The 12,030-nt window shown below is 64.5% G+C and carries 14 protein-coding genes; 8 read left to right on the forward strand and 6 right to left on the reverse strand.

What is annotated here, in order from left to right; all coding sequences use genetic code 11:
- Positions 1-206: 206 nt before the first annotated feature.
- Both LB538_RS28795 and LB538_RS28800 read left to right on the forward strand, forming a co-directional pair.
- Positions 207-506: a hypothetical protein gene (locus tag LB538_RS28795; protein ID WP_224532735.1), complete on the forward strand. Its 300-nt coding sequence runs from the start codon at positions 207-209 to the stop codon at positions 504-506.
- A 179-nt stretch (positions 507-685) separates the two neighbouring features.
- On the forward strand, positions 686-2,035 hold the full coding sequence (locus LB538_RS28800; RefSeq protein ID WP_224532736.1) for a chloride channel protein: 1,350 nt from the start codon (positions 686-688) through the stop codon (positions 2,033-2,035).
- 67 nt (positions 2,036-2,102) lie between these two features.
- Here the strand turns inward: LB538_RS28800 and LB538_RS28805 are convergent, their stop codons facing one another.
- From LB538_RS28805 to LB538_RS28815, 3 genes are all read right to left on the reverse strand, one after another.
- Positions 2,103-2,606 carry an invasion associated locus B family protein gene (locus tag LB538_RS28805; RefSeq protein ID WP_224532738.1) on the reverse strand — a complete coding sequence of 168 codons (504 nt, stop codon included), beginning with the start codon at positions 2,604-2,606 and terminating at the stop codon, positions 2,103-2,105.
- Positions 2,607-2,863: 257 nt separating this feature from the next.
- Entirely contained in the window at positions 2,864-3,226 is a 363-nt protein-coding gene (locus tag LB538_RS28810; RefSeq protein WP_224532740.1) for a YkvA family protein, read from the reverse strand.
- 612 nt (positions 3,227-3,838) lie between these two features.
- Positions 3,839-4,132: a 4a-hydroxytetrahydrobiopterin dehydratase gene (locus LB538_RS28815; protein ID WP_095769998.1), complete on the reverse strand. Its 294-nt coding sequence runs from the start codon at positions 4,130-4,132 to the stop codon at positions 3,839-3,841.
- A gap of 49 nt (positions 4,133-4,181) precedes the next feature.
- Here LB538_RS28815 and LB538_RS28820 point away from each other — a divergent pair, with 49 nt between their 5' ends.
- Positions 4,182-4,697: a low molecular weight protein-tyrosine-phosphatase gene (locus tag LB538_RS28820; RefSeq protein ID WP_224532741.1), complete on the forward strand. Its 516-nt coding sequence runs from the start codon at positions 4,182-4,184 to the stop codon at positions 4,695-4,697.
- Here LB538_RS28820 and thpR read toward each other — a convergent pair.
- A complete protein-coding gene (gene thpR, locus LB538_RS28825; protein ID WP_140845987.1) occupies positions 4,604-5,197 on the reverse strand; it encodes an RNA 2',3'-cyclic phosphodiesterase in 594 nt (197 codons plus the stop codon). The two genes, LB538_RS28820 and thpR, sit on opposite strands and share 94 nt — an antisense overlap.
- A gap of 118 nt (positions 5,198-5,315) precedes the next feature.
- On the reverse strand, positions 5,316-5,960 hold the full coding sequence (locus LB538_RS28830) for an arylesterase (protein WP_224532743.1): 645 nt from the start codon (positions 5,958-5,960) through the stop codon (positions 5,316-5,318).
- 82 nt (positions 5,961-6,042) lie between these two features.
- Here LB538_RS28830 and LB538_RS28835 point away from each other — a divergent pair, with 82 nt between their 5' ends.
- The 4 genes from LB538_RS28835 (at position 6,043) to LB538_RS28850 (ending at position 10,983) form a co-directional block, all read left to right on the forward strand.
- Complete coding sequence (locus LB538_RS28835) at positions 6,043-6,738, forward strand: ABC transporter ATP-binding protein (RefSeq protein ID WP_224532745.1); 696 nt, start codon at positions 6,043-6,045, stop codon at positions 6,736-6,738.
- 4 nt (positions 6,739-6,742) lie between these two features.
- Positions 6,743-9,298 (forward strand): ABC transporter permease, encoded by a 2,556-nt coding sequence (locus tag LB538_RS28840; protein WP_224532747.1) that lies wholly within the window; start codon positions 6,743-6,745, stop codon positions 9,296-9,298.
- A gap of 246 nt (positions 9,299-9,544) precedes the next feature.
- A complete protein-coding gene (locus LB538_RS28845) occupies positions 9,545-10,285 on the forward strand; it encodes a Bax inhibitor-1/YccA family protein (RefSeq protein WP_095769993.1) in 741 nt (246 codons plus the stop codon).
- Positions 10,286-10,401: 116 nt separating this feature from the next.
- Positions 10,402-10,983, forward strand: a complete 582-nt coding sequence (locus tag LB538_RS28850) for a GNAT family N-acetyltransferase (RefSeq protein ID WP_224532749.1) — start codon at positions 10,402-10,404, stop codon at positions 10,981-10,983.
- A gap of 99 nt (positions 10,984-11,082) precedes the next feature.
- Here the strand turns inward: LB538_RS28850 and LB538_RS28855 are convergent, their stop codons facing one another.
- Positions 11,083-11,469, reverse strand: coding sequence for a DUF2794 domain-containing protein (locus tag LB538_RS28855; protein WP_140546946.1), 387 nt, complete (start codon positions 11,467-11,469; stop codon positions 11,083-11,085).
- 354 nt (positions 11,470-11,823) lie between these two features.
- Between LB538_RS28855 and LB538_RS28860 the strand changes: the two genes are divergently transcribed.
- The coding region (locus LB538_RS28860; protein WP_224532751.1) for a hypothetical protein at positions 11,824-12,030 on the forward strand (207 nt) is incomplete at its 3' end.

Raw genomic sequence — 12,030 nt, forward strand, 5'->3', positions numbered from 1 at the left:
CGATCGACCATCGCGAATCCCTCCTCGCCGGATATCCGCATGGAATCACCGATCCGATTCTGTGCAAAGCCCTTACAGGGGGAGAAGGCCGCGACTGGCGATGGCCCTTGAAAACAGATCACATCTTCGTGTTGGCGTAACCAATCGAAACGCATCCGCGAACCTGAAAGGGGCGACCATGCCCCTCAACAATGGGAGTTGTTCAAATGCACTCGATCAAGTTCGCACTCATTGCCGGCCTCGCCGGTCTTTGCACCTCGCAGGCCCTTGCCGAGGACACGATGGGCGCCATGACGATGATGAAGGGTGGACAGGTCACCGCGATCATGCCGGACGGCCACATGGGCACCATGATGCCGGACGCCAAGATGAGCGCCGAGATGATGAAGATGGCCAAGCCGATCAAGCATTGCATGATGATGATCACCGACGCCAAGGGCAAGGCCTACATGGTCGACACGTCGACCAAGAAGGCCCAGGCCGAATGTGAAAAAATGGCGATGTGACATCGCCGATCCTGCGTGCCGACCTCCCCGCCGGCCGGTGTGCCGGCGGGTTATCCGCCAACCGGCAACGTCCCCTTGAGCACTGCTCCTCGACCTGACTGACATGGCGTCGGGCTCGCCCTCGCGGGTTGATCGACCCGGCGAGTGTGCTAGGGCGGGTAACCATCACGAGGACGGTCATGGCCGGCATATCCCGAAAATACCGCATGCTGCGGCGTTCCCACGCCATGTGGATGTCGCGGCGCGTCTGGCAGCCGCGCCTCGTCTTCTGGGCCGGCGCCATCTCGATCGGCCTGATCAGCGTCCTGTTCGCCCTGCTCGCCGACCGGGCGCAGGCCCTGTTCCATCTCATGACGGGCAATGACGGCGGCTGGCGCTTCTATCTGCCGCTCGTCGTGACGCCGCTCGGTTTCGTCCTTTGCGCCTGGCTCGCGCATTCCTTCTTTCCGGGATCGCAAGGCAGCGGCATTCCGCAGGCGATCGCGGCGCGGCATCTGCGCGACGAGGAAGACCGCAGCCGGATCCTGTCGCTGAGGCTGGTGGTGGGCAAGATCGCGCTGACCATCGTCGGCCTCGCCTGCGGCGCCTCGATCGGGCGCGAAGGCCCGACAGTGCAGGTCGGCGCTTCGCTGATGCTGCAGGCGGCGCGCTGGGGCGGGATGGCGCAGGCGCGCGGCCTGATCCTGGCAGGCTCCGCCGCCGGCATCGCCGCTGCCTTCAACACGCCGCTTGCCGGCATCGTCTTCGCCATCGAGGAAATGGGCCGGGCCTACGAGGCGCGCACCAACGGGCTGGTGCTGACGGCGGTGATCCTGGCTGGCCTCGCCTCGCTCGGGCTGCTCGGCAACTACACCTATTTCGGCGTCGCCAGGGACACGGTCGCCTTCGCCACGGACTGGCCGCTGGTGCTCGCCTGCGGAATCATCGGCGGCGGTGTCGGCGCGCTGTTCTCGCTCTCGGCGCTGAAAGTCATGCGCCGCATCCGGCGCTGGAACGCGCTGCAGCCGCTGCCGCGCACGCTGGTCGTGGCGGCTGTCTGCGGCCTGGCCGTCGCCGCGATCGGCATCGCCTCCGGAGGATCGACCTTCGGCACCGGTTATGTGCAGGCGCGCGGCGCGATCGAAGGCACGCCGCTGCCGGCCTTCTTCTTCGTCGAGAAGTTCGCAGCCGGCCTCTTGTCGATGGTGTCGGGCATTCCCGGCGGCCTCTTCGCGCCGTCGCTGGCGGTGGGCGCGGGGCTGGGCAGCACGCTCGGCCTGGTCTTCGGCACGGCCACCGGCACGGCGGCGCTGCTCGGCATGGCCGGCTATTTCGCCGGCGTCGTGCAGGCGCCAATGACGGCCTTCGTCATCATTCTCGAGATGACCGGCAACCACGACAATGTGATCGCGCTGATGTGCGCGTCGATGCTGGGCTACGGCACGGCGAGGCTGATCTCCAACGAACCTCTCTACCACGCGCTGTCGCGCGTCTTCATCGCCGAGGCGATCCGGCGGCGCAGGGCGCAGCCAGAGCTGGCGCAGGGCTGAGCGCCAGCCCAAGCAAAAGGCCGGGCATGATGTCCGGCCTTGCGTCAGGTTCGAATGCGGTTCCCGCCTATTTGCACTTGGCGATCGAGGCCAGCGCGGCCGAGATGCCTTTCAGCGAGAAGACGTAGGAAGTTGGATTGCCGCGGCCGGACTTGGCCTGAACCTTCATGTCGGAGCCGGTCTTCATGGCGGCGATCAGCACCGGCTCTTCCGCCGCGTTCTCGACCCAGGCCGACTTGCCGCGGGTGAACATCGAGAAGCTCTTCTTGTCGATGGTGACGGTGGCCTTCGAGCCTTCCTGGAAGTTGTAGCCCGCGATGAACTGCGGCTCGTAGGAGACCTGCTGTCCGGGACGCTGGCTGACGAAGAAGAACATGTCGCCATGGTCGAGCGACGGCGGCTGCTTGTCGGTGGGCACGGTCAGCACATAGCAGACCTTGCCGGCGGCCGACTGATAGCTGTAGGTGCCCCAGGCATTGTGCTGGCCGATCTTGGTCGCCTGCTGCGCCAACGCCGGCGCCGCCGAGGCCACCAGGACCAGGCTGGAAACTATAGCAATCAATCCGCGCATCGTTCTTCCCGTATTCCAAATGGTGCGGAGGCGGGCCGCGTGGCGTCCTGCCGTCGCTTCATTTTGATTTAATCAGGGTTACCAAACGGTGAATTGTCCTTGAAGAAAAGGAACCCACCCCAGGAAACCGCCACCATCCGCGCCGCCACTGTGGATTGATGCCGGCGCGACGTCCCGGCGCGGAGTTGGATGCCACGAAAACGGCAAGAGTTTGTCTTTTCGTCCGCGCCGATTTGCGGGCCTGAAGCGAGCCGGGATCAGCTCTTGTCCGCCAGCGCGGCTTTGGCGGCCTGCCTGTGGGCAGGCGTGATATGCGCGCTGACGGCGGAGATCGCCGCGGTCAGCACGGCAAGGTCGTCGGTGAAGCCGAGGCCGAAGATGAAGTCGGGGATGAAATCCACCGGCAGGACGAAATAGCCGAGCGCGGCGAGCAGGATACCCTTGGTGCGCAGCGGCGTGTCCTTGTCCATGGCGCAATAATAGGCGGCGACAACCTCGTCCATGAACGGAATCTGCCGCGCCGCTTTCTTGGCGGTGCGCCAGAATTTTTCGCGTACTTCGCCCTCGCCGGCGAGCTTGTCGCCGAAGCCGAAGAAATCGAAACCGGTACCTTGCGCCATCAATCGCTCCTTGGCGGCCGCGTGCATCGTTGCGGGCGGCTCGCCGCGGGAAAATGTGGTGAAAGCGGGAGGCGGCTACAAGAGTTTAGGAGGCGCGCCGACCTGAAAATCGAACTCGCAACAATAACCAGCGTGGCAATCGCCTCAGTGTGGTGGTTGGCCAAGGCATCCCTCCGATCGTCATCCACGGGCGGAGCAAGGAGCGAAGCGACGCGCGCAGACCCGAGGATCCATTCCGTGACATACGAGCGCTGCTCACGGTGCAGAATTCTGCTCCGCTGCAATTCTCGGCAAAGGTCACGGAATGTCGCTTCGCTCCTTGCTCCGTCCTGGAATGACGAAGCCAGGCTGCTTACGGTGCAGAATCCTGCTTCGCTGCATTCCTCGGCCAAGATCACGGAATGGCCAAGGTCACGGAATGGATCCTCGGGTCTGCGCTCCGCTTCGCGTCGCTTCGCCCGTGGATGACGAGGTTGAGAGGCTTTGGCCAATCGCGAACGTTCGCCATGATCTGCACCGCCGCGACGCTCGTAGGTCACGGAATGGATTCCAGGGTCTACGCGCGTCGCTTCGCTCCTTGCTCCGCCCTGGAATGACGAAGTCCGCTCGCTCTTAGCCGAAATACACGTTCATCCGCTTGGCGAGCTCGATATCGAGCGCCGTGACGCCGCCTGCGTCATGCGTGTTCAGCGTCACGTCGACGGTCTTGTAGACATTCGACCAGTCCGGGTGATGGTCCATCTTTTCGGCCGCCAGCGCCACGCGCGTCATGAAGGCGAAGGCCTCGGAGAAATTCTTGAAGACGAAGCTGCGCTTGATGGAGGCGCCGTCGGCGGCGAGCGACCAGCCGTCAAGTTCCGCAAGCGCGGCGACGATCGCTTCCTTGTTGAGTTTTTCCCTGTTCATGTCCGGTCCCTATGTTATTCGGAGGTGATCCAACCATAACGCCGGATCGATGAGCGCAAAGCCCATAAAATCCATTCTGTTCGTCTGCCTTGGCAACATCTGCCGCTCGCCGCTGGCCGAGGGCGTGTTCCGCGCCGTCCTGACCGAGCAAGGCAAAGACCAGGGTCTGGTGATCGATTCGGCCGGGACGGGCGGCTGGCATGCCGGCCAGGAGCCGGACCGGCGCTCGATCGCGATGGCGGCAAGGCACGGCGTCGACATTTCAGGGCAGCGGGCGCGCAAGGTGCTGCAGGAGGATTTTTCGCGTTTCGACCTGATCCTCGGCATGGACAATGCAAATGTGCGCGACCTCAAGGCGCTGGCGCCGCAGGCCGCGCACGACCGCATCCATCTTTATCTGGATTTTGCTACGGGAAAGGCCGTGGACGTTCCCGATCCCTATTACGACGGCGCCGAGGCCTTCGCCTCGGTCTACCGCATGATCCGCGAGGCGTCGGATGCGCTGGCGAAGCGGCTTGGGGCCAGCGCTTCGCCGACCAGCGGCCAGGCTTCCTCGACGATGTAGGGGCCGCCGCCGACCGAATCGCGTGACGACATCAGGACGAAGCGGCCGACGCGGAAGGGCAATGCCGCGAAATTGCCGCGCGCCGAAAGATATTGCGCGACATCGAGCGGGCTCCCATTGCGCAGGCGCGCCAGCGTCACATGCGGCGAAAACTTGCGTGGGTCGGCCGGCAGGCCGAGCCGCTGGCAGATGCGGTCGATCTCGCCCTGCAGCGCCGTCAGGTCGGGTGAGGCCGACACGCCGGCCCACACCGCATGAGGCTTCTTGCCGCCGAAGGCGCCGACGCCGGTGAGCGTGAGCTGGAAAGAGGGGCGGTCAACGCGGTCGAGGGCGTTGGCGATCTCGTCGGCAACATGGCCCTCGACATCGCCGATGAAGCGCAGCGTCAGGTGGTAGTTTTCGACGTCGATCCAGCGCGCTCCGGGCAGCCCGCCCCGGAGCAGGGACAAAGAGAGAGCAGCATCACGCGGAATTTCGAGGGCGGTGAAAAGACGTGGCATGTGAAGCCTCCTGTCCTCGAATCGAAACTCTCGTTCCTAGCGAATCATCGATATTGGCGCGGGGCAAGCGGTTTGTTGTCCACAAAGTTTCCCCAGCGGAAAGCGTGGCATTACGGACTCATGATGGCCCCCCATTGTCGGCGATCGCCTTTTCCACCACAGGCATGATGCGCTCAACCATGACATCGACCCCCTTGGGATTGGGGTGCAGGCCGTCTTCGAGCTGGCGGTCGGGATGGCCGGCGACGCCGTCGAGAAAGAACGGATAGAGCGGAACGCGGTATTTTTCGGCAAGCCGCGGATAGATGGCATCGAAGGCCTTCTGGTAATCGGCGCCGAGATTGGGCGCGGCGCGCATGCCGGCGAGAAGCGCCGGGATGTTGCGCTGCTTCAGCTTGCCCAACATCGCGTCGAGGTTCTTTTCGGCGATCTCAGGCGAGACGCCGCGCAGCATGTCGTTGGCGCCGAGCTCGAGGATCACCAGCCTTGTGCCGTCCGGCACCGACCAGTCGAGCCGCGCCAGCCCGCCGCTCGATGTGTCGCCCGACACGCCGGCATTGGCGACGGCGACGTCGAGGCCCTTTGCCTTCAGAGCCGCTTGCAGCCTGTCGGTGAAACCCTGACCGGGGCCAAGGCTGTAGCCAGCCATCAGGCTGTCGCCGAAGCCGACTATGGTGAAGGTTGCGGCGCGCGCCGGCGAGATGGCGGCGCAAAGGCCTAGGAAAAGGATGAGGGCTGCAGCAAAACGGTGTTTGAAAGCCATGCGGCGAGCCCCATATGACCGGAACAATCCAAGGGAGGAGACAGCGGTCGTCTCCTTTTTTCACATATAGGGCGCTTTCATTGTGACAGAAGCCGTCATCGCGCTGAGGGACATATCGCTGACGCTCGGCGAGGGCGCGTCCTCCGTCCATGTGCTGAAAGATGTGAGCCTCGACGTGGCGGCCGGCGAAGCCACCGGCATTGTCGGTCCGTCGGGCTCCGGCAAGTCCACGCTGCTGATGGTCCTTGCCGGGCTGGAAAGAGTCGATTCGGGCACAGTCCGGATCGCCGGCGAGCTGATCAATAACAAAAGCGAGGATCAGATTGCTTCGTTTCGGGGGCGAAACATCGGCATCGTGTTCCAATCCTTCCATCTCATCCCCAACATGACGGCGCTGGAAAATGTCGCCGTGCCGCTGGAGCTCGCCGGCCATACCGATCCGTTCGGGGTGGCCGCGCGGGAGCTCGCGGCGGTCGGCCTGAGCGACCGCGTGACGCATTATCCGGGAGAGCTTTCCGGCGGCGAGCAGCAGCGCGTGGCGATCGCGCGGGCGCTGGCGCCGTCGCCGCACATCCTCATCGCCGACGAGCCGACCGGCAACCTCGACCAGGTGACGGGAAAGCAGATCGCCGATCTCCTGTTCGCCAAGGCGGCGGAGCGCGGCATGACGCTGGTGCTGGTGACGCATGATCCGGCGCTGGCCGGGCGTTGTGCGCGCCAGGTCTCGATGCGTTCGGGGCGGATCGAGGATGCGCCTTTGCTCAAAGTGACGGCATAGAGGCATGGCGGCCGCCCGGCTTCGAACCCTGAAGCTTGCCATCCGCTTCTCGCTGCGCGAGATGCGCGGCAGACTGTCCGGCTTCATGATCTTCCTCGGCTGCATCGCGCTGGGCGTCGCGGCGATCGGCGGCGTCAATTCGGTGGCGCAGGCGATCTCGGCCGGCGTCGCCAATCAGGGCCAGACGCTGCTTGGCGGCGATTTGCGCTTCCAGGTCAACCAGCGCAGCGCTTCCGATGCGGAGCTCGGCTTCATCAAGGGCCTCGGCACTGTCTCGCTCAATTCCGGCATGCGCTCGATGGCGCGGCTGGAGGACGGCTCGGACCAGGCGCTGGTCGAGGCAAAGGCCGTCGACGACGCCTATCCGCTCTTCGGCGCTCTGGAAACTGATCCGGCGCTGCCGAAGGACCAATTGTTCGGCGAACGGTCCGGCGTGTTCGGCGCCGCCGCGCCCGACCTGTTGTTCGACCGGCTCAATCTTCACATCGGCGACAAGTTGAAACTCGGCAGCGCCACTTTCGAGTTGCGGGCGAGGCTGGTCAGCGAGCCGGATGCGGTGTCGGACGGTTTCGGTTTCGCGCCGCGGCTGATGATTTCGCGCCAGGGCCTTGCCGCATCCGGCCTGGTGCAGCCAGGCAGCCTGGTCGAGAACGCCTATAAGGTGCGCCTGCCCGACGGCACGTCCGAGGCGCGGATCAAGGACATCCAGGCTCAAGCCGCGAAGGATTTCCCGCAGGCCGGCTGGTCGATCCGCACGCGCAGCAACGCCGCCCCCGCGCTCTCCGCCAACATCGAACGCTTCTCGCAATTCCTGACGCTCGTCGGGCTGACGGCGCTGGTGGTCGGCGGCGTCGGCGTGGCCAACGCCGTGCGCGCCTATCTCGACGGCAAGCGCGGCGTCATCGCCACCTTCAAGAGCCTCGGCGCCTCGGGCGGCTTCGTCTTCACCGTCTATCTGGTGCAGATCCTGTTGATTGCAGGCCTCGGCATCGTGCTCGGGCTTATCGTCGGCGCCGCGATGCCGTTCGTGGCGAGCGCGCTTCTGCAGTCGGTCATCCCGGTGCCGGCGCAAGGCGGCTTCTATCCTGGCGCGCTGGCCCTTGCCGCGCTGTTCGGCCTGCTGGTGACGCTGGCCTTCGCGCTTTTGCCGCTCGGCCGCGCCCGCGACGTGCCGGCAACCGCGCTGTTCCGCGAAATGGGCTTTGAAAGCCGGGGCCTGCCGCGCCTGCCCTATACGGGCGCGGCGCTCGCGATCGTGCTGGCGCTGGCGGCGTTGGCGATCCTTTCGGCCAACGACTACCGCATCGCCTCGATCTTCGTCGGCGCCACGGTCTTTGCCTTCCTGGTGCTGCGGCTGGTGGCGGCCCTGGTGCAGTGGGCGGCTAGGAAAAGTCCGCGCGTCCGTTTCGTGTCGCTTCGGCTGGCGCTCGGCAACATCCACCGTCCCGGCGCGCTGACGCCCTCGGTGGTGCTGTCGCTCGGCCTCGGGCTGACGCTTCTCGTCACCCTGGCGCTGATCGACGGGAATCTCAGGCGGCAGATCTCCGGCAGCCTGCCGGAGCGGGCGCCGAACTTCTTCTTCGTTGACATCCAGAGCAGCGATGTCGATGCCTTCGCCGGCCTTGTCGGCAAGGAGTCGCCGCGGGGGACGCTGGTCAAGGTGCCGATGCTGCGCGGGCGCATCATGGCGCTCAACGGCGTCGACGTCGACAAGGTGAAGATCCCGGCCGACGGCGCCTGGGTGCTGCGCGGCGACCGCGGCCTGACCTATGACGCCAAGCAGCCGGAAAACGCGACGCTGACCGAAGGCGCGTGGTGGCCGCAGGACTATTCCGGTGAGCCGCTGGTGTCGTTCTCGGCCGAGGAGGGCAAGGCGATCGGGCTGAAGCTCGGCGACACCGTCACCGTCAATGTGCTTGGACGCAACGTCACCGCGAGGATCGCCAATTTCCGCCAGGTCGAGTGGGAGACGATGGGCATCAACTTCGTCATGGTGTTTTCGCCCAACACCTTCGCCGGGGCGCCGCATGGCTGGCTGGCGACACTGACCGACAAACAAGCCACTGCGGCCGACGATGCAAGGCTGCTCAACGCCGTCACCCGCGCCTTTCCGGCTGTGACGACGGTGCGCGTCAAGGACGCGCTCGACATTGTCAACCGGCTGGTGGCGCAATTGGGCGCCGCGATCCGCGCCGCCGCCGGCGTGGCGCTGATCGCCTCGGTGCTGGTGCTCTCCGGCGCTTTGGCCGCCGGCAACCGGGCGCGCATCCATGACGCTGTGGTGCTGAAGACGCTCGGCGCGACGCGACGAACGCTGATTACCGCCTTCTCGCTGGAATATATGCTGATCGGCTTTGCGACCGCGCTGTTCGCGCTTGCCGCCGGCGGCATCGCCGCCTGGTTCGTGGTCGCGCATATCATGACGCTGCCGTCGCATTTCATACCACAGGTCGCGGTGGCGACGATCCTGGTTTCGCTGGCGGTCACCGTCGGCATCGGCCTTGCCGGGACCTGGCGGGTGCTCGGCCACAAGGCGGCGCCGGTGCTGCGCAACCTCTGACGGGGGGGCCGAGAGCCGCCCGCCCGCTTAAACCTTTGTAAGCCCGGTTAAATTTTTGTAAGAAAGACGCCCGGAAGACCCGAAAACCGGCCTTTTGCCTTCTCACGAAGCGTTGCGCCTCGTTACCGTCTTGTTCTTGACGTCGAGAACGCTCATATTTTGCGCAGGCATGCTGGAGCCCCGCCAGCGGCGCCTGGTCTCGAATGACCTGTCACCGGACGGGGCAGAAGCAACAGAGGATTTCCAATGGCTGATCCCATTCGCAACTACCAGACGTCCGCCGCCCCCGGCGTGCGCGTCGATATCGATCAAGGCCTGCGCGCCTATATGATCAAAGTCTACAACCTCATGGGGCTTGGCCTTCTGATCACCGGCCTTGCCGCCTGGGGCGCCTTCCAACTCGCCATCACCGGCGACGGCCAGCTGACCGCTTTCGGCCAGCTCATCTATGCAAGCGCGTTCCGCTGGGTCGTCATCCTGGCGCCGCTCGCCGCCGTGATGTTCCTGTCGTTCCGCATCCAGTCGATGAGCGTGGGCGCGGCTCAGGCCACGTTCTGGGTCTATGCCGGCCTTGTCGGCCTGTCGCTGTCGACGATCTTTCTCGTCTACACCGGCACCAGCATCACCCAGACCTTCTTCGCCACGGCCGCGGCCTTTGGCGGCCTGTCGCTCTACGGCTACACGACCAGGCGCGACCTGTCGGCGTTCGGCTCGTTCCTGATCATGGGCGTGATCGGCTTGCTGATTGCGATGCTGATCAACATCTTCCTGCAGTCGTCGGCGCTCGCTTTCGCCATCTCGGCGATCGGCGTGCTGGTGTTCGCCGGCCTGACCGCCTACGACACGCAGAAGATCAAGGAGATGTATTTCGAAGGTGACGTCGCCGACGTCGCCGGCCGCAAGGCGATCATGGGCGCGCTGCGCCTCTATCTCGACTTCATCAACCTGTTCATGTTCCTGCTGCAGTTCATGGGCGACCGCCGCTAAGGCAGTTGCCCGGTCTCAGTGGACCATAGATTTTGCGAAGGGCGGCCCAACGGCCGCCCTTCCTTTTAATGCAGTCATCTGCTGTTATCGAGGCAGGAACGAGAACTGCACAAATTATGAGCAATACTGCGATCAGGGCCGCTACGGCGGCCGACCTCGACCGAATCACCGAAATCTATGCCGATGCGGTCGCGCACGGCACGGCGAGCTACGAGCTGGAGCCGCCGAGCCGCGCGGAAATGGGCAACCGATTCGACGCCCTAGCGGCGGGCGGCTTTCCTTATCTCGTGGCGGAGAAGGACGGCATCGTGCTCGGCTATGCCTATGCCGGGCCGTTCCGGCCGCGTCCCGCCTACCGATTCGTCATCGAGGATTCGGTCTATGTCGCGCCGGAGGCCAAGGGGCAGGGCGTGGGCTTGCTGCTGATGCGGGCGCTGATTGAGACGGCGCGCGCGGCGGGCTTCCGCCAGATCATTGCGGTGATCGGCGACGGCCACGCAGACAGCGCCTCGGTGCGGCTGCACGAGAAGCTCGGCTTCCGCCATTCCGGGCGCCTCGAGGGCTCCGGCTACAAGCACGGACGCTGGCTGGACACGGTGTTCATGCAGCTTTCGCTGAATGGCGGCGCGGAATTGCCGCCGGATCCGAATTCGCTGCCGGAGCGAAGGTTCCGGATTCAAAAGGAATTGAAGAACTGAAGAATTGAGGAACTGAAGAAAAACGACTACCGCACCGGCCGCCAAGCGCCCTTTTTCCTCAATTCTTCAATTCTTCAGTTCATCAATTCCCCTTTCCCTTCACGCCTCGACAACCTTCAGCTTGGCATCGAACACGCCGAGCACGCGGCCGAGCTCCTGGCCGCGCTTGAGGATGCGCCCACCGGCGGCGATGACGGCGAAAGCGCCTTGCCGGCGCGCCAGCCTGGGGTCCTTGACGATCTGGAACAGCGGCACTTCGCTGGCCCGGCGGAAGACGGAAAAGACAGCGCGATCAGTGAGATGGTCGATCGCGTAGTCGCGCCATTCATTGGCCGCAACCATACGTCCGTAAAGCCTCAGGATCTGGTCGAGCTCGCGCCGGTCGAATCGCACCGGCTGGTCGAGGCGTGCGTTGCGCGCCTCGTGCAACGGGATCAATATTCCGGATGCTTCCCCATCCTCCGTCCCGCCGCTGTGATCGGTCATGCCTCGATCCTTCGATTGAATCATGCGCCGGCCAAGGTTCGCGCTTTCATAAGGGAATTGCAAGGGCACGATGGAAATGCGGGGCCGGCCGAACACGCGCGGGTCGCGCGGTTTCCCAAACGTCCAGTCACGTTTGCGAAACACATGTTGGAATTGGTGATGCTCCGCCACATTCTCGCCACAAATAATCCGCGCTCATGCCCCAATGTCCGACGAATTTACGGTCGTTGCCTGAGACGGTTCGGTCCGGCACCGGCTCGTAAACCCCAAGCCCCCCGCCCACGGGTCAGCGTCGGATCGAACCAACCTCGGTTTTTCCTTGGAAAAATCAGGTGCGACGATCCCAAAACCTGAATGACCGGCGTCAGAAGCAAGCTGACGCCGGTTTTTTATTTCCCAGCTCTCCTTGTCTACCGCATGCACACATTTCCAAGCGGGCTGGTCTTTGGCGATAGCGTGCATGGCAGCTTGGCGCATGCATTGTTTATGCAGCGCTGGTCGACCCCCACTCCGTCTCGGCTTCGCCGAGCCACCTCTCCCCCGATCGACGGGGTAGAGGAA

It is taken from the genome of Mesorhizobium sp. Ca11 (genome assembly GCF_020165275.1).
Taxonomy (GTDB): domain Bacteria; phylum Pseudomonadota; class Alphaproteobacteria; order Rhizobiales; family Rhizobiaceae; genus Mesorhizobium.

What these genes read in the sequence shown, in the direction of transcription:
- thpR (WP_140845987.1), bottom strand. Translation starts at nt 5,197, where the DNA reads ATGCCACGTCTTTTCACCGCCCTCGAAATTCCGCGTGATGCTGCTCTC.
- LB538_RS28800 (WP_224532736.1), top strand. Translation starts at nt 686, where the DNA reads ATGGCCGGCATATCCCGAAAATACCGCATGCTGCGGCGTTCCCACGCC.
- LB538_RS28815 (WP_095769998.1), bottom strand. Translation starts at nt 4,132, where the DNA reads ATGAACAGGGAAAAACTCAACAAGGAAGCGATCGTCGCCGCGCTTGCG.
- LB538_RS28810 (WP_224532740.1), bottom strand. Translation starts at nt 3,226, where the DNA reads ATGGCGCAAGGTACCGGTTTCGATTTCTTCGGCTTCGGCGACAAGCTC.
- LB538_RS28795 (WP_224532735.1), top strand. Translation starts at nt 207, where the DNA reads ATGCACTCGATCAAGTTCGCACTCATTGCCGGCCTCGCCGGTCTTTGC.
- LB538_RS28850 (WP_224532749.1), top strand. Translation starts at nt 10,402, where the DNA reads ATGAGCAATACTGCGATCAGGGCCGCTACGGCGGCCGACCTCGACCGA.
- LB538_RS28805 (WP_224532738.1), bottom strand. Translation starts at nt 2,606, where the DNA reads ATGCGCGGATTGATTGCTATAGTTTCCAGCCTGGTCCTGGTGGCCTCG.
- LB538_RS28840 (WP_224532747.1), top strand. Translation starts at nt 6,743, where the DNA reads ATGGCGGCCGCCCGGCTTCGAACCCTGAAGCTTGCCATCCGCTTCTCG.
- LB538_RS28855 (WP_140546946.1), bottom strand. Translation starts at nt 11,469, where the DNA reads ATGACCGATCACAGCGGCGGGACGGAGGATGGGGAAGCATCCGGAATA.
- LB538_RS28845 (WP_095769993.1), top strand. Translation starts at nt 9,545, where the DNA reads ATGGCTGATCCCATTCGCAACTACCAGACGTCCGCCGCCCCCGGCGTG.
- LB538_RS28820 (WP_224532741.1), top strand. Translation starts at nt 4,182, where the DNA reads ATGAGCGCAAAGCCCATAAAATCCATTCTGTTCGTCTGCCTTGGCAAC.
- LB538_RS28830 (WP_224532743.1), bottom strand. Translation starts at nt 5,960, where the DNA reads ATGGCTTTCAAACACCGTTTTGCTGCAGCCCTCATCCTTTTCCTAGGC.